The sequence below is a fragment of the Nocardia sp. NPDC052254 genome, assembly GCF_040679495.1.
In the GTDB taxonomy this organism is placed as follows: domain Bacteria; phylum Actinomycetota; class Actinomycetes; order Mycobacteriales; family Mycobacteriaceae; genus Nocardia.
Window position 1 is genome coordinate 25792 of record NZ_JBFAUW010000001.1, and the last position, 18804, is coordinate 44595.

The 18804-nt window shown below is 68.9% G+C and carries 19 protein-coding genes; 7 read left to right on the top strand and 12 right to left on the bottom strand.

All coding sequences use genetic code 11. From position 1 onward, the window contains the following. From AB0L57_RS00130 to AB0L57_RS00150, 5 genes are all read right to left on the bottom strand, one after another. Positions 1–384, bottom strand: a complete 384-nt coding sequence (locus tag AB0L57_RS00130) for a DUF742 domain-containing protein (RefSeq protein WP_364954580.1) — start codon at positions 382–384, stop codon at positions 1–3. Further along, a complete protein-coding gene (locus AB0L57_RS00135) occupies positions 381–806 on the bottom strand; it encodes a roadblock/LC7 domain-containing protein (protein WP_364954582.1) in 426 nt (141 codons plus the stop codon). Before AB0L57_RS00135 ends, AB0L57_RS00130 begins: the two co-directional genes overlap by 4 nt. Then, the gene (locus AB0L57_RS00140; protein ID WP_364954586.1) at positions 784–3150 is read right to left on the bottom strand and encodes a sensor histidine kinase; all 2367 of its coding nucleotides are present in this window, start codon (positions 3148–3150) and stop codon (positions 784–786) included. Before AB0L57_RS00140 ends, AB0L57_RS00135 begins: the two co-directional genes overlap by 23 nt. A 308-nt stretch (positions 3151–3458) precedes the next feature. After that, positions 3459–4658 carry an MFS transporter gene (locus AB0L57_RS00145; protein ID WP_364954589.1) on the bottom strand — a complete coding sequence of 400 codons (1200 nt, stop codon included), beginning with the start codon at positions 4656–4658 and terminating at the stop codon, positions 3459–3461. A 51-nt stretch (positions 4659–4709) separates the two neighbouring features. After that, the gene (locus AB0L57_RS00150) at positions 4710–5702 is read right to left on the bottom strand and encodes an endonuclease/exonuclease/phosphatase family protein (protein WP_364957190.1); all 993 of its coding nucleotides are present in this window, start codon (positions 5700–5702) and stop codon (positions 4710–4712) included. Between the two features lie 111 nt (positions 5703–5813). Between AB0L57_RS00150 and AB0L57_RS00155 the strand changes: the two genes are divergently transcribed. Then, positions 5814–7367 (top strand): succinic semialdehyde dehydrogenase, encoded by a 1554-nt coding sequence (locus tag AB0L57_RS00155; RefSeq protein WP_364954591.1) that lies wholly within the window; start codon positions 5814–5816, stop codon positions 7365–7367. A gap of 53 nt (positions 7368–7420) precedes the next feature. Here the strand turns inward: AB0L57_RS00155 and AB0L57_RS00160 are convergent, their stop codons facing one another. Further along, positions 7421–7753 (bottom strand): hypothetical protein, encoded by a 333-nt coding sequence (locus tag AB0L57_RS00160; RefSeq protein ID WP_364954594.1) that lies wholly within the window; start codon positions 7751–7753, stop codon positions 7421–7423. Positions 7754–7875: 122 nt separating this feature from the next. On the opposite strand from AB0L57_RS00160, the gene AB0L57_RS00165 reads away from it, so the two are divergent. Further along, positions 7876–8616 (top strand): M50 family metallopeptidase, encoded by a 741-nt coding sequence (locus AB0L57_RS00165; RefSeq protein WP_364954597.1) that lies wholly within the window; start codon positions 7876–7878, stop codon positions 8614–8616. Between the two features lie 13 nt (positions 8617–8629). Here AB0L57_RS00165 and AB0L57_RS00170 read toward each other — a convergent pair whose 3' ends face one another. Both AB0L57_RS00170 and AB0L57_RS00175 read right to left on the bottom strand, forming a co-directional pair. Continuing rightward, complete coding sequence (locus AB0L57_RS00170; protein ID WP_364954599.1) at positions 8630–9424, bottom strand: hypothetical protein; 795 nt, start codon at positions 9422–9424, stop codon at positions 8630–8632. A gap of 120 nt (positions 9425–9544) precedes the next feature. Further along, positions 9545–9757, bottom strand: a complete 213-nt coding sequence (locus AB0L57_RS00175; RefSeq protein ID WP_364954602.1) for a hypothetical protein — start codon at positions 9755–9757, stop codon at positions 9545–9547. Between the two features lie 79 nt (positions 9758–9836). Between AB0L57_RS00175 and AB0L57_RS00180 the strand changes: the two genes are divergently transcribed. Then, complete coding sequence (locus tag AB0L57_RS00180; RefSeq protein ID WP_364954605.1) at positions 9837–10286, top strand: MarR family transcriptional regulator; 450 nt, start codon at positions 9837–9839, stop codon at positions 10284–10286. A 99-nt stretch (positions 10287–10385) separates the two neighbouring features. Further along, entirely contained in the window at positions 10386–12215 is a 1830-nt protein-coding gene (locus AB0L57_RS00185) for an MFS transporter (RefSeq protein WP_364954608.1), read from the top strand. Here AB0L57_RS00185 and AB0L57_RS00190 read toward each other — a convergent pair. Next, the gene (locus AB0L57_RS00190; RefSeq protein WP_364954611.1) at positions 12100–13020 is read right to left on the bottom strand and encodes a hypothetical protein; all 921 of its coding nucleotides are present in this window, start codon (positions 13018–13020) and stop codon (positions 12100–12102) included. The genes AB0L57_RS00185 and AB0L57_RS00190 overlap by 116 nt on opposite strands. 63 nt (positions 13021–13083) lie before the next feature. On the opposite strand from AB0L57_RS00190, the gene AB0L57_RS00195 reads away from it, so the two are divergent. Continuing rightward, positions 13084–13677: a TetR family transcriptional regulator gene (locus AB0L57_RS00195; RefSeq protein ID WP_364954614.1), complete on the top strand. Its 594-nt coding sequence runs from the start codon at positions 13084–13086 to the stop codon at positions 13675–13677. Positions 13678–13756: 79 nt separating this feature from the next. On the opposite strand, the gene AB0L57_RS00200 is transcribed toward AB0L57_RS00195, so the two are convergent. Continuing rightward, positions 13757–14290 carry a hypothetical protein gene (locus AB0L57_RS00200; RefSeq protein ID WP_364954616.1) on the bottom strand — a complete coding sequence of 178 codons (534 nt, stop codon included), beginning with the start codon at positions 14288–14290 and terminating at the stop codon, positions 13757–13759. Positions 14291–14685: 395 nt separating this feature from the next. Here AB0L57_RS00200 and AB0L57_RS00205 point away from each other — a divergent pair, with 395 nt between their 5' ends. After that, a complete protein-coding gene (locus AB0L57_RS00205; RefSeq protein ID WP_364954619.1) occupies positions 14686–15858 on the top strand; it encodes a helix-turn-helix domain-containing protein in 1173 nt (390 codons plus the stop codon). A 150-nt stretch (positions 15859–16008) separates the two neighbouring features. Next, on the top strand, positions 16009–16992 hold the full coding sequence (locus AB0L57_RS00210; RefSeq protein ID WP_364954622.1) for a hypothetical protein: 984 nt from the start codon (positions 16009–16011) through the stop codon (positions 16990–16992). 3 nt (positions 16993–16995) lie between these two features. Here the strand turns inward: AB0L57_RS00210 and AB0L57_RS00215 are convergent, their stop codons facing one another. Both AB0L57_RS00215 and AB0L57_RS00220 read right to left on the bottom strand, forming a co-directional pair. Beyond that, positions 16996–18036 (bottom strand): phosphotransferase family protein, encoded by a 1041-nt coding sequence (locus AB0L57_RS00215; RefSeq protein ID WP_364954624.1) that lies wholly within the window; start codon positions 18034–18036, stop codon positions 16996–16998. Next, complete coding sequence (locus AB0L57_RS00220; RefSeq protein WP_364954627.1) at positions 18033–18803, bottom strand: SDR family oxidoreductase; 771 nt, start codon at positions 18801–18803, stop codon at positions 18033–18035. Before AB0L57_RS00220 ends, AB0L57_RS00215 begins: the two co-directional genes overlap by 4 nt. Position 18804 lies beyond the last annotated feature (1 nt).

Sequence of the window (18804 nt, forward strand, 5' to 3'; positions counted from 1 at the left end):
CTACAGCTTTCGGATTCCATCGAGTACTGCACGCAGGATATTCAATTCGCCGGTGGTGCCGGCATCGGTGTCGGTTCGGGCCGGGGCCCGGAAGTTCAGTAGACCTTCGCCGATGAGATCACCGACGAGGATCTTGGTCACCGCCAGCGGTAGCTTCAGTCTCGCCGAGACCTCCGCCACCGATTGCGGTTTCCGGCAGAGCCGGACAATTTCCGCGTATTCGGGTTCCACACGCCGTAGCGGCGGACCCGCTGACACGGTCACCACCAGGGTGAGCATGTCCAGATCGTGTCCCGCCCCCATGGTGCGGCCCCGCGTAACGGCGTACGGACGGACCAGAGGACCGGCCGCATCGTCGAACCACGGTTGACCGAAGCGCGTCATGACAATCTATGCTCCGCGTGCTCGGCCAGACCGCTACGCGGATCGGTGGACAGATATCCGCCGACCCGTTGCACGGTCAGATTCATCTCGTAGGCCACCATACCCAGATTCGCGTTCTCGTTGGCCTGCAATGCGATACAAGCGTTGTCACCGGCGGCGGTGACGAACAGCACCGCGCGATCGAGTTCGATGACGGCCTGCCGGACCCCGCCGCCGTCGAAACGATGGCCGGCACTGCGCGCGAGTCCGTAGAGCGTGGCCGACATGGCACCGAAATGCTCGGCGTCCTCACGGCTCATCGAGGTGGAGCGGCCCAGCAGCAGCCCGTCGGTGGAATGCACCACCGCGTAACGCACCCCGGCCAGACGATCTACCAGATCGTCGAGCAGCCAGTTCAGATCACCTACGTTGGAAGAAGTCACCTTCGCCTTCCTGTTCGTCCGGGGTGGAGCGGCCGGGCTGCGATCGCCGGCCCTGCCTGGTCCCGTTCTCGATGGCGGACATCAGGTCTCGTGCCTGCTCCGCCGAGCGCGGCCGCTCGTCCGCGGCCGATTCGGGTTGGGGGTCGTGCGCCAATTCCGGTGCCAGACTTGCCTGTCGGCGACGGCGGGGCAACGGTGGGCGGGCATCGCTGCCAGTGTAGGACGGACGCGGCGGGGTGCGGCGAGCCGGTGGTTCGGGCGGCGCCTGCAACTCGTGCCGGGGCTGGTAGCGGCTGGGCGTCTCGTAGCGGTCCGGCTCCACGTCACGGGCGGGCGGCTCGGTGCCGGTGCGACCGAAGTCGGACCAGGCCTCGGTGCGCGGCGGCAGTGTGGCCAGACCGGTTGCGCTCGAGGTGGACTCGGCCGCGGAGACAGCGGGGATCTCACCGGTCATGGTGGGTTCGGGCCGGCGGCCGGAGAAACGCTCGGGCAGGTGGTCGGCCATCGGCGCGTCGGCGGCGACCACGGCGGTCGGAACCAGCACGATCGCCCGGATGCCGCCGTAGTCGGATTCCGACAGCCGCACCGTGATGCCGTGCCGGGCGCCCAGCTGGGCCACCACGAACAGTCCCAGCCGCGAATTGGCCGACAGCGTCGCGACACCGAAATCCGGTGGGTTGCGCAGCATGTCGTTGGCGCGCTCGAGTTCGTCGGCCGCCATGCCCATACCCTGATCGCTGATCTCGATGGCGACGCCCTTGCCGACCACGTTGCTGCTCACCTCGACGCGCGACTGCGGGGGCGAGAAGGAGGTGGCGTTGTCGACCAGTTCCGCGAGCAGGTGGATGAGGTCGGCGACGACGGTGCCGACGATGAACACCTGCGGCATACGATGGGCGCGCACCCGCGCGTAGTCCAGGGTCTCACCGATGGCGCTGCGCACCAGCTCCACCAGCGGCACCGGGCGCCGCCACTGCCGGCCGGGCTCACCGCCGCCGAGGATGATGAGGTTCTCGGCGTTGCGGCGCTCGCGCGTGGCGAGGTGGTCGAGCCGGAAGAAGGTCTCGAGCAGATTCGGATCCTCTTGCTGCCGCTCGGCTTCGTCGAGGATCTCGAGCTGGCGATGGACCACGATCTGGCTGCGGTGGGCGATGTTGAGGAAGACCGCGCGCACGCCCTCGCGGGTGCGGGCCTCGGTGACCGCGGCCGAGACCGCGGCGGTGTGGGCGCGGTTGAACGCCTTGGCGACCGAACCGATCTCGTCGTGGCCGAAATCGAGCCGGGCGGCCTCGGTCTCGGCGTCGATGTCCGCACCGTCGCCGAGCCGGCGCATGGTCTCGGGCAGCCGGACCTCGGCCAGGGCGAGGGTTTCGGTCCGAAGCCGCTTGAGGCGTCCGATCAGCCGGTTGGCCAGCCACAGCGACAACAGGAACGCCAGGATCGCGACCGCGAGTACGCCGGCGCCGGCCCACAGCGAATTCGTCGCTGTCCGTTCACCGTCGCGCACCGCGGTCTGGTTGGCGTTGTCGTTCTGGTACTGCCAGGCCGCGAGCAGCTGGTCGCCGAGTTGCTCCGCGGTCGCGCGCCACTCGTCGAAGCTCATCGGCGGTGGCGGCAGCTCACCGGACTTGTCCGGCGCGGGCGGATGGATCAGGTAGTCCTCCATGGCCGCCAGCTGCTGCCAGGCCGGTGAACCGATCACGACCTTGATCTTGCCCGCGGCCGGGCCGGTGAGTTCATCGCCCAGCTGCGTCATCTCGGTGCGGTAGTAGCCGACCAGATTGCGGTAGTCGTCGCGCATCTGCCCGGCCAGCGCCGGGCCGCTGAGTTCCGCGGCGGTCAGTGCCTGGCTGCGCGACATCCCCTCCATCGCGTGCAGGGTGCGCAGGCCGCCCGCGAGTTGCTGTGCCACCGTGGCATCGGGAGCGGTCGGGATGACGAGATTGGTGCCGAGGACGACGGCGTCGAGGATCTGGTTGTAGATGGCGTAGGTCTGGGCGAGTGGCAGTGCGCCGGCGTCGATTCCGCCGCGAATCTGGGGGAGCTGCTTCTTTAGCGTCTCGAAACCGCCGGTGTCGGTACCCATGATGCGGTTGTCGGCATCATTTGCCATGAGGGCGGTTTCGGTGGACGCGAGGGCCTCGAGCGCCTTGTCGAGCCGGGTGCGGGCGGCGGTGAGGGCTCCGGGGTCGGTGCGCTGTCCGGCCAGCTGCCACAGCGAGAGCATGCGCTCCTGCTCGACGGACGCGATCATCTCGCGGGTATGGACATTGGCGTTGCCGAGAATGGCTGCCCAGTCCTTCGCGTGTTGCCCCTCCCGTACCAGATGGCTCGCTGTCCCCACACCGATTCCGAGCAAAGCCAGGCTTGGAACCACTGCAATGGCCAGGATGCGGGTCCGGATTCCGAGCCTCGCTCTCAACATCGGCACAACATAACTGGCAATGTTTCAAACTTCAGGTCGGATACCACTGAGCGGGAGCAATATTGACTTCCCTGTGCGGCTATGAGTTCGCTGGTGAACACATATTTCTCGGGAGAGCCCCGAGATCGGCGCGCGAATTCTTTGTGGTAAGTCACACGTTTGACCGTTTGGACATATAGTTACACCGGAATGCGGTGTATCGCACCATGATCGGATGCCGGAATCCGCTATCGGTGTGTCGTCCGATGTCCGGCCACGGCCAATGCGACCACCAGGACGACGGCCGCGCCCTCGATCGCGGCGACCGTGCCGACGAGTGCCGAATACGATGTGTCCGACAATGATCCGGTGATCGCCCCGCCGGCGGCTGTCGCGGCGCCGAGGACCGCGGCGAAGGTCCCGTAGGCCGTGGCGCGCCGGGCGGCGGGGACGAGGTCGGCGACCACCGCGCGCAATGTCGATTCCTGAACCCCGACCGTGGCACCCCACAGCAATGCGCCGCCCAGTACCGGTGCGAGTCCGTTCGCGAAGGCGAGGACCGGTACCAGCGCGGTCGAAATCGGAAGCAGAAGCAGGGTTTTCGGTCCGATCCGGTCGTAGAGCCAGCCCGAAGCCAGCGCCGCGGCGGCGTCGGCGGCCATCGCCGCGGCGTAGACCAGCGGAACCGCCGTCGTGCCCAGTACTCCGGCACGCACCATGTGCAGCGACAGCACACCGTAGGTGGTGGCGCCGAACATGCAGACGGCGGTGAAGACGCAGTAGAGCCGGAAAGACCACGGCAGTGCCACGCGGCCGGGCCGGGGTGTGGCCGCGGCGGCGGATTCGTAGTGGGCGGGGTCGGGCACGAGCCGGCGAATCCGCAAGAGCAGCAACAGCACTGCCACACCCGGTATCGCGAGGACGGTCAGGGCCGGGGTGTAACCGGTATCGGTCAGCGCGAGGATGGCCGCCACCATGAGCGGTCCGATGATCGCGCCGATCTGATCGAGGGCCTCGTGAACGGCGAAGCCGCGTCCGCGTCCGGTGACGGCGGTGGCGTGCGAGAGCAGGGTGTCCTTGGCCGGGCTGCGCACGGCCTTGCCGATCCGCTCGGCGATCACCAGCGCGCAGGCCACCCAGAGCACACCGGCGACGCCCAGGAGCGGGACGCTGAGCACGGTCAGCAGGTATCCCGATATCGCCCACGCCCAGAACCGGCCGCTCAGATCCGTCAACGGCCCCGATATCAGCCGCAGTCCGAGGGCGGCGGCCTCGCCGGCGCCGGTCACCAGGCCCACGACGAATCCGGTCGCACCGAGGGAACCGAGCAGCGGGCCGGTGATCGAGCGGGCGCCCTCGTAGACGACATCCGCCAGCAGGCTCACGACCCCGAAACGGGCGATGAAGCCCCACGCACTCAGTCGCGGTGCGTCGTCGCCTGTCGCCATCGTCGCCTCCGGATTTCCATCCGTCACCCGAGCGAATTCCGAGCCGGTTCATCATCGCACCGGAGGGCGCACCTGGGCCTGTTGCTGTCGGCGCGGTTCGTTCACGCGAATCCGTGCGACGAGGGCGCGGTGATCGGAACCGGGGATCGATACCGTCGCGACATCGGTCGCATGCGCCTCGGCGACCAGGATGTGGTCGACGCCGATCATCGGAGGCCAGGGCTGATCGGTCGGATAGGTGACCAGATGACCGGCGCCCGCCTGTTCGGCCGCATCGCCGAAACGCCCGGAGGCCAGCGCCCGGAACTGCGAATGATCGGAAGTCGCGTTGAAGTCGCCACCGGCGATCACCGGCCGATTCGCCGGGGATCGGTCGAGAATGGCGCGCAGCCGCGACAATTCGTCGGCCCACACTCCGGCGCCGTACACCGGCGGAACCGGATGGAATGCGTACACGGTCAGCGGCCCGAAGCCCGCGATGGTGACCGTCGCCGACAGTTGGTTCAGGACGAAGCCGTCGTATTCGGCGGTGTCCGACAGTGGATGGCTGCTCCAGATCCCGGTGCCGGTCGCCGTGCGGGCGGGGGAGATGTGCCGGTAGGGCAGCAGCCGATCCAAACCCGCGCGTTCCAGCCCGCCGACCGCCGCGGGGGTGAGCTCGTCGACGGTCAGGACCTCGATGCGGCGGGTGCGGACCTCGTCGACCACCGCCTGCGGATCCGCACCGTCGAACAGGAGGTTGGCCTGCATGACCCGTACCGTGGGTCCGTCTCCGCCGCCGTCGTCGCCGATGTAGAGGGGCAGCTGGGTCCAGACCGCCGCCATCGAGATCACGACCGCCAGCGCGGCGCCGGCCCAGCGTCGGCAGCTCAGAAATGCGACCGCGCCGAGCAGCGCGCCGCACATCAGATACGGCGCACCCGATGCCGCCAAGATCAGCCACCAGGCGCCGGATTCGCTGAAGTGCAGGCCGATTCCGACCGCGCCGGCCAGTGTCGCCGGCCAGGCCGCCATCGTGAGTCCGTCCCGGACCACCTTCGACATCACGCCCGACAGACAAGCACATCCGTCCGCGCCGGGCCCGTCCAGCACTGGAGGCCCGCGAGCGCGGTAGATTGTGTGTATCCGACGGTTACTGACAAGTAGGAGGCGACGATGCCGGTGCCGGAAGCTGCGGTGTTCGAGCGACTGCGGGCGTTCGCGTCCGTCGACGATGCCACCGCGCACGCGAACAAGTCCATCGCCGAGACGTTCACCGGGCGCGCTCTGGGCGAGGTGCCGGTGGGCACCGCCGAGGATGTGCGCGCGGCCTTCACCAAAGCTCGCGCGGCACAGGCCGAATGGGCGAAGCGATCACCGGCCGCACGCGCCGCGGTGCTCGAGCGGTATCGCGGGCTCGTGGTGGCCGAGCGCGACCATCTGATGGATGTGATCCAGGCCGAGACCGGCAAAGCCCGGTGGGCGGCCCAGGAAGAGATCATGGGCCTGATGTTCGCGGCCCGGTACTTCGCGCGGGTCGCGCCCAAGCTGCTCGCGCCGCATTCGGTCCCCGGCGCCTTCCCCCTGCTCAATCGCGCGCGGGTGCGGACCCAGCCCAAGGGCGTGGTCGGCGTGATCGCGCCGTGGAACTATCCCATGCTGCTGTCGATCGGTGATTCGATCCCAGCGTTGCTGGCCGGAAACGCGGTCGTCGTCAAGCCCGACAGTCAGACGCCGTACTCGTCGCTGGCGAACGTGGAGCTACTGCTGCGCGCCGGACTCCCGCGCGATCTGCTGCAGGTCGTTCCGGGCCCCGGCACGGTCGTGGGTACCGCGATCGTCGACGAGTGCGACTATCTGATGTTCACCGGTTCCTCGGCGACCGGCAGCACGCTGGCTCAGCAGTGCGGGAAGCGGCTGATCGGCTTCTCGGCCGAACTGGGCGGCAAGAACCCGATGATCGTCACGCGCGGCGCGGATCTGGACAAGGTCGCCAAGGCCGCGGTGCGCGCCTGCTTCTCCAACGCGGGGCAGCTGTGCATCTCGATCGAGCGGCTGTATGTCGAGCAATCGGTGGCCGCCGAGTTCACCGAGAAATTCGTCGCCGCGGTCCGGGCCGCGAAACTCGGTCCGGCCTACGACTTCTCGGCCGATATGGGCAGTCTGATCTCGCCGGCGCAGCTGGAGACGGTCACCAAGCACGTCGCCGATGCCATCTCCAAGGGCGCCGAAGTCCTCGCGGGCGGTGACGCTCGACCCGACCTCGGGCCGCTGTTCTTCGAGCCGACCGTGCTCACCCGCGTCACCGACGAGATGGAGTGCGGCCGCAACGAGACCTTCGGCCCGCTGGTGTCGATCTATCCGGTCGCCGATGTGGAGGAGGCGATCACTCGCGCCAACGACACCGAATACGGTCTCAACGCCAGTGTGTGGGCGGCGACCGCGGCCGAGGGGGAGGCCATCGCCGCGCGGCTGCGTACCGGAACCGTCTGTGTCGACGAGGGGTACGCCCCGGCATGGGGTACCACCGGTGCCCCGATGGGCGGTATGGGGGTTTCCGGCGTCGGCCGCCGGCACGGACCGGACGGACTGCTGAAGTTCACCGAACCGCAGACCGTGGTGGTCACGCGCGGTCTCAATCTCGATGCGCCGTTCGGCATTCCGCAGGCGAGATGGCAGGGCGCGCTGATGACGCTGGCACGCAGTCTGCGCCTGCTGCCAGGACGCTGAGCCGCCCGGCCCGGTCGTCGATCACAGGCGCCGACGGCCGGGCCGGTGTGTGCTCACTGGTTGAGGAAGATCCCCGGGAGACTGGCGTTCTTGATGAGGGTGTCGGCGTTGCGCTGATTGGCGCACAGGAAGTCGGCGGCCGCCATGTTCGCGTCGACGGCCGTTCCCGCGGGCTCGTTGTCATTGCCGGACTGCTGCTTCAGGAATTTGGTGATCGTCATCCGCTTGCCGTTGGCATCTTGTTTGACGTAATCGCTGCACGGTGTGTCACCGCCCTGGTTGAGGGCCTGCTGCACATCCGAACATCCGGTCATCAGGACCGCGCTCAGGGCGGCCGCGGCGACGGCGAGCAGCGCGGTACGTGTCCGGGTGGGGCTGGAATGCATCTGGTCTCCTCGTCGAGCGCGCCGGGCCGATCCCGGCAATTCGACCGCTAGCCTAGAAGGTTCGTTTCGTCCGATATCCGCCGCACCGGGCCGAATCGGAGTCGAGTCGCTACCCTACGGCGGTGCAGTTGTCTCGAGTGTCCGATGCGGTGTCGTCGGTGACGGATAGATTGACGACGATATCTCCGCAGCCGCCGGTGTGGGTGGTGGTCGTCACGGCCGTGGTCGCCGCCGCGGTGGTGATCTATCGTCCGGTGTGGCGGGTATTGCGGACGTGCGTGACCATCGCACACGAGATCGGGCACGCGGTCGTGGCGATCTGCACCGGCCGCACCCTCAGCGGAATCCGCTTGCACTCCGACACCTCCGGGGTGACCGTGTCGCGCGGTAAGCCGCGGGGATTCGGCATGGTCCTCACGACGCTGGCGGGCTATCCCGCGCCCTCGGCGGTGGGGCTGGGCTTCGCACTGCTGCTCGGCACCGGCCGCCAGACCCTGATGCTGTGGATCCTGATCGCGGCGCTGGTCGTGCTGATCCTGGTGATCCGCAACATGTTCGGATTCCTCGCGGTGGTCTGCGCGGGCGGGGCCGCGTTCGCGGTCTCGTGGTACGGAGACGCGGTGTGGCAGGGCGTATTCGGGTATGTGGTGACCTGGTTCCTGCTGTTCGGCGGTCTGCGCGCGGTGATCGAACTGTGGCGGGTCTCGGTACGTGGGGACGGCTCCGATGCCGATCAGCTCGCCTGGCTCACCCGGATTCCGGCGCGGGTGTGGGTGCTGGTGTTCGGTCTGCTCACGGTGGCCGCACTGGTGATCGGCGGCTCGCAGCTGCTGGGCGTGGGTGCCGGCGACCTGCACGGCTGACCCGATCCCGGTGTCACTGCCCGCCGTGGGCCTGCGATCGCCAGCGGCGTGCGGCGCCCGGATCGCCCTGGCGTTCGAGCACTTCGGCCAGTCCGGCCATCGCCCGCGGATTGCCCTGCTCGGCCGCCAGGCGCCACCAGCGTTGCGCCTCACCGTATTCACCGGCCCGGAAGCCGAGGACGCCGAGATCGTAGGCGGCATCGGGATGGCCCAGATCCGCCGCCTGCCGCCAGAGCTGGCGGGCTCGGTCGGTCTCGCCGCGGGTGTGGGCCTGCACGCCGCTGTCGTACAGCGCCGCCCGGAACCGGTCCTGCTCGCCGGAGGATTCCGCGGTCGCGGTCACGGTGACCACCAGCTCGCCGAAGTCGGGCGCGCCGACCCCGCTGCTGCAGCGCAGCCGCATCGCGCCGTCGGTACCGGGCTCGATCACCATGCCGTAGTTCCCGGTCCAGGATTCGACGACGCCCTCGGCGGTCATCCACACCGGCGTGAGGGTGTAGGCGGCCGCGGGGCCGGTGCGGCCCAGGCTCAGTTCGGCACCCGCGCCGATGGCATCGGACCACACGTCGACCCCGGACAGTTTCCGGCCGCGCAGCAGCACGTAGCCGTCCAGTACCGACAGGCCGATTCCCAGTCCGCGCAGGCTGCGCGGCGGCGCCTCGGACAGCAGCGACAACCGGACGACCGTGCGGTCGGCGGCCAGCCGCTGGGAGTACATCGGATGGACCGTGGCGCCGCGCCAGGCGACCGGTTCGGTGCCCTGAAATCGGTCGGCCAGAGGACTGTTCGCCTCACCGGGACCGGCCATGATGCCGCCTTTCGCTGCCGCTGGGAACGCGCAGCCGTGTGGAGAAGCCTCGTAGGTGTCGATGTGGTGCCGCGCACACCGTAGTCGCCGCGCGCGGAAAATGGCACCGATCCGGTGGTTTCATTCCTCGCTACCGCTGCGCCCGGCGACAAGAGCCCGCAGTGCCGGATCGGCGGAGACGATCCGCCCGACCTGCGCGCCGCCGGTGCATTCGAACAACCCGACGGTCAGATCGTCACCGTGCCGGCTCAGTACCCGCCAGACGCCACCGCTGTCCTGCCAGCGGATCAGATCGGCGACGGGATCGGTGGGGCAGTTCTGCGAATCCGGCACCGCACCATTGTGTCCCGGAGTCGGTGTCCCGGCTCGGCGAAGTGTCCGAATCCGCAAGATAGCTATGTAGCATAGTTATATGCGCGAGGAAGATGTGCGCCGGTTTCAGCGCCAACTCAAATTGCTGTACCGGCGGGTGCAGCGCGAACGCCCGGCCACCGAGGGGCGGCCGCTGACCGAGTTGCAGATGCTGGCGGCCCTGGATCGCGCGAGAGAACCGTTGCGGCCCAGTGAACTCGCCGACGAGCTGGATATGGCGCGCTCGAATGTCGCCTCCGCTCTGCGCTCCCTCGAGGCCGACGGTTTGATCGCGCGACGGGGTGATCCGACCGACGGCCGCAAGGCGTTCATCACGATCAGCGATGCGGGCAGTCGCGTCGTGGCGGTGGCGCGGCGCGGCTGGCTGGCCTGGCTGCAGCATGCCATCGACGATGAGCTGACCGCCGAGGAGCAGCGAATCCTGTTGCGTGCCGCCGACCTCATGCGGCGCCTGAGTGAATTGCCGGAATCCGCCGCACTTCCACGCTGACCGGGGCCTTTCGTGCCGACTGGGCATTGACACCCGCCGGGTGGTTATCTAGCATAACGATTAATTAGTTATGTGACATAGCTAGAAAGGCCGGTGCTCATGGCGGTCGCCTCGACGGAATCCGCGACTCACGGGGGAGCGGCCTCCGATCCGGACGGCCGGTATCAGTGGACAGCGCTGGCGAATACGACCGCCGCGGTGTTCATGGCCGCACTCGACGGATCGATCGTGCTCATCGCCTTGCCCGCGATCTTCCGGGGTATCGGGCTCGATCCGCTCGCACCGGGCAACATCGGCTTCCTGCTGTGGATGATCATGGGCTATCGCCTGGTCCAGGCGGTGCTGGTGGTTCCGCTCGGCCGCCTCGGCGACATGTTCGGGCGGGTTCGTATCTACAACGCGGGCTTCGTGGTGTTCACCGTCGCGTCACTGCTGCTGTCGTTCGATCCGCTGCACGGTGGCGCGGCCGCGGCCTGGCTGATCGGCTGGCGCGTACTGCAGGCCGTCGGCGGATCCATGCTCACCGCCAATTCCGCGGCCATCCTCACCGACGCCTTCCCGCCCGATCGGCGCGGGTTCGCCCTGGGCGTGAATCAGATCGCCGGATTGGCGGGCATGTTCATCGGCCTGATCGCCGGCGGAGTCCTCGTGCTGTGGGACTGGCGGGCGGTGTTCTGGGTGAACGTGCCGGTCGGAATCTTCGGCACGATCTGGGCCTATCGCAATCTGCGCGACATCACCGCGCGCGGCGGACCGCGGCCACGGGTGGACTGGCTGGGCAACATCAGCTTCACCGTGGGGGTCAGCGCACTGCTGATCGCCATCACCGAGGGCATCCACCCCTACGGGCGGCACGCGATGGGATGGACCAATCCTCAGGTGATCGGATTGTTCGCACTCGGCGCGGCCATGCTCGCGACCTTCGTCGTCGTGGAGCGGCGCATCCGCGAGCCGATGTTCGACCTGGGCCTGTTCGGCAATCGCACCTTCACCGCCGCCAATCTGGCCGGGTTCGCCGCGCGACTGGCCCAGGGGGGATTGCAGTTCATGCTGATCATCTGGTTACAGGGGGTCTGGTTACCGCTGCACGGTTACGACTATGCCGAGACACCGTTGTGGGCGGGTATCTATCTGCTGCCGTTGACGATCGGGTTCCTCCTCGCCGGACCCGTCTCCGGCGCGATGTCGGACCGGATTGGCAGTCGCGGACCGGCCGTGGGCGGCATGCTCGTGTTCGCGGCGAGCTTCCTCGGCCTGATGGTGCTGCCGGTCGACTTCCCCTACTGGGCCTTCGCCGTGCTCATCGCGGCCAACGGAATCGGCATGGGCGCGTTCAGCTCGCCGAACTCCTCGGCGATCATGGGCAGTGTGCCCGCCGCGCGCCGCGGGGTCGCCTCCGGCATGCGATCGACCTTCCAGAACACCGGAACGGCGCTGTCGATCGGGGTGTTCTTCTCGTTGCTGATCGCCGGGCTGTCGGCGGCATTGCCGCAGACCTTGACCGCCGGTCTGCAGCAGCACGGCGTGCCGCCGCACGTGGCCGCCGATGTGGGTTCGATGCCGCCGGTGACCTCGTTGTTCGCGGCGATTCTGGGCGTCGACCCGATCGGCACCCTGCTGGCGCCCAGCGGTGTGCTCGCCACGCTGCCCGCCGATCGACAGCAGGCGCTCACGGGTGGTGAATTCTTCCCGCAGATGATCGCGGGCCCGTTCCACCACGGCCTGACGGTCGTGTTCGCCGTGTCGGCCGCACTCGGATTGCTCGCCGCCGCCGCGTCCTGGCTGCGCAGTCCCGGCGCACGCACCGCGGAAGTCAGTGTGCGAACTCGTGATACAGCTCGGGCAGGAATCGGGACAGATGATTCATCTCCTGACCGCAGTGCAACATCAGATCACGCGCGAGATCGAGGCCCGGCAGCAGATCGCTGACGTCGGCGGCGGCACCGCGCGCGACGGCCCGGGCGGTGTGCACCGGATCGGGTGCGTGGGTTCCGTACTGCCGCAGGTAGAAACGACTGCGCATTTCGCAGCCGCCGGGAACCGGGCGGACCTGATGTGCCAGCCGGCCCAGGTCGACCGGCGCGACACTGCTGCCGACCCGGCCGAACACGACGGTGTGCCCGTCCGGGACATCGAATCCGTGGGCGAGCGGGTCTTCGAAGGCGATGGCGAGCTGCTGTAGTTTCGGCCCGATGTATTCGTCGACGTAGGAGATGTTGCCGATGTAGCGGGCGCGGTCGGGCATCGGCTGGTCGAGCCGGTCCGCGGCGACCTCGGCGTACATGTGCGCATCCGGATGCCACAGCTTGTACCGCGCGGACTCGACCAGATGCCAGCCGAACCACCAATCCCACATCGCGGCATCGACCCGGGGCATCGTGGTGTGCACCGCCACCCAGACGATGCCGGAATCGGTGTGGCCGTAACCGGTTTCGATGGGGGAGTAGCCGGTGGGCGCCAGATCGTGCGGCAGCTCCGAAAACGGCGGGATGTGCTCCGAGCGTACCGGTGCGCCCGCATGGCAAGTGGCGACGGCGGACTGCGGCGGTGCGGTGTGCTCGGCCATGTAGTGCGCGTACGGCTGCGCCCGGTCCGCCGCGGAGTACCCGGGGTAGCGCACATTGTCCGGGGTGTCGGCGCCGGCGGTCGCGGCTGGTGCCGCGGCCCAGGCGCCGGCCCCCGCCACCGCGAGGGTCAGGGCCTGCCGCCGGGTCATGTCCGATAGTCTCAACATCTGTTGAGACTATCGGAGTTGCGCTGTGCGGGAGCAGAAGATGGGGCCGGTAGATTCGTGGATATGGCGGCACCGCGGCAACGACGAGCTGATTCGTCTCAGCGGCGCGCCGACATCGCCGCCGCCGCACTGCGTGTGCTGGGGGAGCAGGGACCGCGCGGACTGACCCATCGGGCGGTCGACGCCGCGGCGAATCTCGCGCCGGGAGCGGTGAATTACCATGCTCCGACCCGGCGGCGGCTGCTGGAGATGGCATTGGACGAGTTGTTCGCCCAGGATATGGCCGTGGCGGCGCGCCATTTTCATCCCGCCGCGCCGACTCTCGCCGACATCGCGACCGACTTCGTTCTCGAGCTGTCGCATCCCGACGCCCGTTTCCGGGTGGTGGCGCGACACCATCTGCTCGCGGAGGCCCGCGCCGATCCGGCGCTGCGTGGCCGATTCGACACACAGCGGGCGGCGTTCGTGCGGCTGGTGCGTGATCGGGCGGCCGACGGCGGACACCCGCTCGACCCGGCCGCCGCCGAACTGTGCGTGATCCTGATCGACGGCCTGGTGCACCGGCAGGTGTTCTTCGATGATTCCGCGCTGTCGCACAACGAGATTCGTGCCCTGATCCGGACCACATTTCGCCTCGCCGACCGGCAGCGGCAGTGACGCACGCCCGGTGCGACCGCGGTTCCGCGGCCGTGCGGACGGGTGTCCTCCGCACGGCCGCGCGACGGATCCGAACCGGCTAAGGGGTGGAGTAGCCGATCAGGGCTCCGATCCCGGCGCCGATCGGGATGGTGACCAGTGCGCCGACGCCACCGAGGAAGAAGCCCAGGACGGCGCCGATGCCGCCCCCGATCACGGCTCCGACACCGGCGTTGTATTGCTTGCGGGCCAGCGTGTCCGAGGCCTCGTCGATGGCCTGCGCGGTCTGCGTACCGGCGGCCTGCGGTGTGAGTGTCAGCGTGCGACCCGAGTTCTCGATGACCGGGGTGAGCCCGACGGTTCCGGACACGGTGCGCAGGCCCAGCGGCACCGAGGTGACGGTGCGGCCCGCAGCGTCGGTGAGGGTGACCGAATCGCCGGTGACCGTGAAGGATCCGGCCGCCACGGTGGTCGTGAGACCGGTGTGGTCGGCGGTCGGCGCGGTGACGAAGCCGACTCCCTGCTCGACACCGTGCACGGCGGCGGTCGCGGGCGCGGCCTGTGCCATGCCCGCGGCGGCGGCGGTGGCACCGGCTGCCAGCAGCGCGGTGGCAGCGAATTTTCTGGCTCTCATGATCTTTCCCCACATTCCGTCGGCCCGACGTGCGCCGACCTTTCCCCTGCGGCCGAATCTCGGCCGTCCTCATTCTTACCCAGATCCGGTGACAGTGTTAGGTTTCCGTCCCGTAGTGGCCGAAATGGCTTCGCGCCCATCATGATTGCCGATCATTCGCCATGCGCTCGGCCTGCTGCCGGAATGCGGAACCGTCTCGGGTCTCGTGCCCGGTTGCCGCCGGGATGCTCCGGTGCGCGCCATCGTGTGGTGGGGGCTGCGCGCCGACCGCTGCCGGGTATAACCGCGCACCCGGTGCGGGAGCGTGGTGCGCGTGGCGCGAGCTGTGCCGACGGGCCGGCGAGTGTCGGCGTGCCGACGGGTATCGAGCGGCCGTCGCCGTATCGTCGGTCGGTGTGAGCGACGACGACGGTTCGACTCGCCCCCGATTGCGCCCGTCCGCACTGGGCGATCCCGTCGCGTTCGCCGAACACATCTGTGCCCGGCTACAGGCGGAAATACCGGCTTACCGGGGAATTGCCTCGTCATCACTGGTCCCGTCGATCGCCGCGGCGATCGAGCGGCTGATGACCGCCACCGCGGACGACCGCCCGCTCGACGACCGGGAACTGGCCCTGTTCCGCGGCTACGGGGCCCTGCGCGCCGAACTGGGTGTGCCACTGGACTCGATGATGCACGGCTGGCAGATCGCGGTCCGCGAGGCGATCGAGCGCATCGGCACCTCCGACTACTGGGCGGCTCAGCGCGGATCGGCCCTGATCTCCATGCTCGGCGCTCTGCTGCGGGTGTCGGATGCCGCCACGGTCGCCTTCAGTTCCGGTCACCGCGAGGCCGAGAGCCAGATCACCCGCCGCCTCGACGCCCGGCGCGACGATACGGTGCGTGCGCTCGCCGAGGGCGCTCTGCCCGCGGCCGAACTGCGCAAACGGGCCCAGTACATCGGCCTGCGCCTGGACAGTTCCTACACCGCGTTCCGCGCGATCACCGCGAAGCCGGGACGCACCGAATGGGATCTGCGCCAGCTACCGGGATGCCGCCCGCCGCGCGGGGTGGTCGCCATTCTCGACGGCGACGTGGTGGGCATCTGCGATCCGCACGAGGGGCCGGCGACGGTGCCGGGTGTCTTCCTCGGCGTCGGACCCGAGTGCCCGCTCGAACAGGTGCCGTATTCGCTGCACATCGCCGGACGGGTCGCCGAGACCGCGCGCCTGTTCGGGCGTCCGGGCCGTCACACCCTCGCCGATCTCGGTGTGCTGCCCGCCGTCGTCGGTGACAACGAGGTCGGGGCCACCCTGGTCGCTCGCTACATCACCCCGATCGACGACGCGGAGGCCGCGGCGGTCCTGCCGACCGTGGACGCCTATTTGGAGGCGGGCCTCAATGCCAGCGAAACCGGGCAGCGGCTGTTCCTGCATCACAACACGGTCCGCTACCGCCTGTCCCGGTTCGAGGAGCTGACCGGTGTATCGCTGAAGGATCCGCACGTCGTGCAGCAGGTCTGGTGGGCGCTGCGCTATCGCGAACTCGAATCCGGTCCCCGCGAACCCGACGCGGGCTCCGCGACATAGCCGAACCGGCCGGTGCGGTTTTTGTGAACTATTACGAAACTCTCCGGCCTCGCCGGCTGTTGATCGATAGTGGGATCGATTCCGCCACCGAGATCCGCCGGCGTGTCGATCCGCACCATCCGCGCGAGGTCGAAAGGCAGAACCGGCACCATGACAGTCGCCACCCCGATCACCGATGTGTTCGCCGACGCCGTGGACATGGCCGTGCGCGCGCCGTCGGTACACAACACACAGCCGTGGCGATGGGCGTTACGCGAGGATCGGATCCATCTGCACGCCGACCGGACCCGGCACCTGGCCGTGACCGATCCGCTGCAGCGTGCCCTGCTGATGAGTTGTGGTGCCGCGTTGCATCACATGCGGGTGGCCCTGGGCATGCTGGGCTGGTCGGCGCAGGTGACCTATCTGCCCGATGGCACCGACCCGGGGCACCTCGCGGTGCTCGAGCTCATGCCGCGACGACCCTCGCAACGCGATATCGAACTGGCCGCGGCGATCGGGCGGCGGCAATCCGACCGTCGCCGGTACAGCTCCCGGCCGGTACCGGCGGCCTGCGTGCGGGAGATTTCCGCGAGTGTGCGCCACTACGGTGCGGCCGCCCGGCAGGTCCCGCAGACCTTGCTGCCCGAACTCGCCGCCGCCACCCGGACCGCCGCGCTGCGGCACGACGCCGATCCCGCGTATCGGCGTGAGCTGACGGCGTGGAGCGGGCGGCACGGGACCGCCGACGGCGTTCCCGCCGCCAACACGCCCCGCCTGCGCGCCGACGACGAGATCACGCAACGGGGATTCACCTCTCCGGAGCTCGTCGATCGGTCGACGTTGCCGGAGGCTGCCGAATGGCTGGTGCTGTGCACCCTCGACGATGATCGGCGTGCTCGCGTGCGCGCGGGGGAGGCCGCCAGCGCGCTGCTGCTGTCGGCGACGACCCTGGGATTGTCGACCAGTCTGCAGTCCGAGCCGTTGGGTATGCCCGATCTCCGTGCCGCGCTCCGGCGTCACGTGTTGTCGGAATGCGCCCATCCGCAGACCATGGTCCGGGTGGGCTGGCTGCCGTCCGGTGCCGCCCCGCTGCCGCACACGCCGCGGCGGCCCGCCGACGAGGTCATGTCGGTCGCGACCGCGGCGCGCTGACCCTCACATACCGGCGGCAGTGGCGATTTCGCGGGCCTTGTCCACGATGGCGTCGATCCGTTCGACGGTCGGAGTGCCGGCCGCGGCCTTGTTGCCGGGGGTGTCGGCCGCGCGCCGCATCACTCCCTCGGCGATGATCGCCAGCTTCCACAACCCGAGCACGTGCCAGAAGGTGAGAGCCTCGCGGTCACGGCCGGTCGCGTCGAGATAGCCGCGTGCCATCTCGGCACGATCCGGGAAACCGGGCAGTGCCGAGGCCGGGAAGTCACCGCCGATGTCCTCGCCCGGTTCGACCCAGTAGGCGAGCAGGCTGCCCATGTCCGCCAGCGGATCCCCGAGAGTGGACAGCTCCCAGTCCAGTACGGCCACGATCTCGCCGGTGTCCGGGGCGGTGATCACATTGCGGAGGTGGAAATCGCCGTGCACGAGCGTCGTTTCGTGTTGTGGCGGTACGGCGGCGCCGAGCCGCCGGGTCAGATCGTCGATGCCGGGCAGCTCCCGGGTCCTGGACTGTTCCCACTGACGTGACCAGCGTTTGAGCTGCCGTTGCGCATAGGGCTTGTGGCCGGCCAGATCAGCCAGCCCCACCGCGTCCAGGTCGACGGCGTGAATACGGGCCAGCGTCCGGGTCAGCGACCCGGCGATGTCGCCGCGCTGCCCGGGCGTGAGCGAACGGGCGATCTCCATGGTGTCCACGACCCGGCCCTCGACGTACTGCATCAGTACCAGCGGCACCTCGCACACCTCGGAATCGGTTGTGGCAGCGAGTATCGCGGGCACCGGGACCGCGGTCGGGGCCAAGGCCGACATGATGCGTGACTCGCGCAGCACATCGTGGGCGGAGGCGAGCAGCTGGCCCAGCGGCGGGCGGCGCAGCACCCAGCGGTGACCGGCTTCGTCGCCGACCAGATATGTCAGATTGGATTGTCCCAGGCCGATCCGGGTGAAGGCCGGTGTGCCGGTGAGATCGGCGTCGTGGTCCGCGATCCAGCGGCGTACGGCGGCCGTGTCGAGCCCGGGGATCGGATTCGCGCCCGGGTTCATCGCATCGGCCGGAACGCCGCCGGATGCCCGAGGCGCTGACCGCCGTCGAGCACCATCACTTCACCGGTGACCCAGCTGGCCGCGTCGGAGACCAGGAACGCGATGGCCGCGCCGATGTCCTCGGGTTCGCCGATCCGATCCAGCGCCGTCGCGCCGGAGACGGCCGACTCGTGCTCACGCCAGAGCGCCTCGGCCAATTTGGTACGGACCACGCCCGGTGCGACCGCGTTCACGCGGACCTTCGGCGACAGCTCCAGCGCCATCTGCTTGGTGAGGTGGATCAGCGCGGCCTTGGACGCGTTGTACAGACCCAGATTCGCCTCGAATCCCATTCCGCCGATCGAGGCCGTGTTCACGATCGCGCCACCGTGCTCGCTCATCCACGCCTGGGCCGCCAGCGACGTCCACAGGATCGGCGCCCACACGTTGACATCGAAGATCTTCGCGAACCGCCCGTGATCCTGGGCGACGACCGGCCCGAACGCGGGATTGGTGCCGGCATTGTTGACCAGGATGTCGACGCTGCCGAACCGGTCGAGTGCGAGGTCGATACACGCCTGCGCGGCCTGCTCGTCCACCGCGTGTGCGCCGACACCGACCGCGGTACCGGTCACCTGCGCCGCGGCCGACTCGGCCGAGGCCTGCTCGCGGGCGGTGAGTACGACATTCGCACCCGCCGCGGCCAGCGCCTGCGCGGTCGCGAGCCCGATTCCGCGGGACGCGCCGGTGACGATCGCGGTGCGGCCGGTGAGATTCGTGGCCGCCATA

Excerpts from the sequence above, each read along its gene's own strand:
- AB0L57_RS00130 (WP_364954580.1), bottom strand. The coding sequence starts at position 384 with ATGACGCGCTTCGGTCAACCGTGGTTCGACGATGCGGCCGGTCCTCTG.
- AB0L57_RS00145 (WP_364954589.1), bottom strand. The coding sequence starts at position 4,658 with ATGGCGACAGGCGACGACGCACCGCGACTGAGTGCGTGGGGCTTCATC.
- AB0L57_RS00150 (WP_364957190.1), bottom strand. The coding sequence starts at position 5,702 with ATGTCGAAGGTGGTCCGGGACGGACTCACGATGGCGGCCTGGCCGGCG.
- AB0L57_RS00155 (WP_364954591.1), top strand. The coding sequence starts at position 5,814 with ATGCCGGTGCCGGAAGCTGCGGTGTTCGAGCGACTGCGGGCGTTCGCG.
- AB0L57_RS00160 (WP_364954594.1), bottom strand. The coding sequence starts at position 7,753 with ATGCATTCCAGCCCCACCCGGACACGTACCGCGCTGCTCGCCGTCGCC.
- AB0L57_RS00170 (WP_364954599.1), bottom strand. The coding sequence starts at position 9,424 with ATGGCCGGTCCCGGTGAGGCGAACAGTCCTCTGGCCGACCGATTTCAG.
- AB0L57_RS00180 (WP_364954605.1), top strand. The coding sequence starts at position 9,837 with ATGCGCGAGGAAGATGTGCGCCGGTTTCAGCGCCAACTCAAATTGCTG.
- AB0L57_RS00185 (WP_364954608.1), top strand. The coding sequence starts at position 10,386 with ATGGCGGTCGCCTCGACGGAATCCGCGACTCACGGGGGAGCGGCCTCC.
- AB0L57_RS00190 (WP_364954611.1), bottom strand. The coding sequence starts at position 13,020 with ATGTTGAGACTATCGGACATGACCCGGCGGCAGGCCCTGACCCTCGCG.
- AB0L57_RS00195 (WP_364954614.1), top strand. The coding sequence starts at position 13,084 with ATGGCGGCACCGCGGCAACGACGAGCTGATTCGTCTCAGCGGCGCGCC.
- AB0L57_RS00200 (WP_364954616.1), bottom strand. The coding sequence starts at position 14,290 with ATGAGAGCCAGAAAATTCGCTGCCACCGCGCTGCTGGCAGCCGGTGCC.
- AB0L57_RS00210 (WP_364954622.1), top strand. The coding sequence starts at position 16,009 with ATGACAGTCGCCACCCCGATCACCGATGTGTTCGCCGACGCCGTGGAC.
- AB0L57_RS00215 (WP_364954624.1), bottom strand. The coding sequence starts at position 18,036 with ATGAACCCGGGCGCGAATCCGATCCCCGGGCTCGACACGGCCGCCGTA.
- AB0L57_RS00220 (WP_364954627.1), bottom strand. The coding sequence starts at position 18,803 with ATGGCGGCCACGAATCTCACCGGCCGCACCGCGATCGTCACCGGCGCG.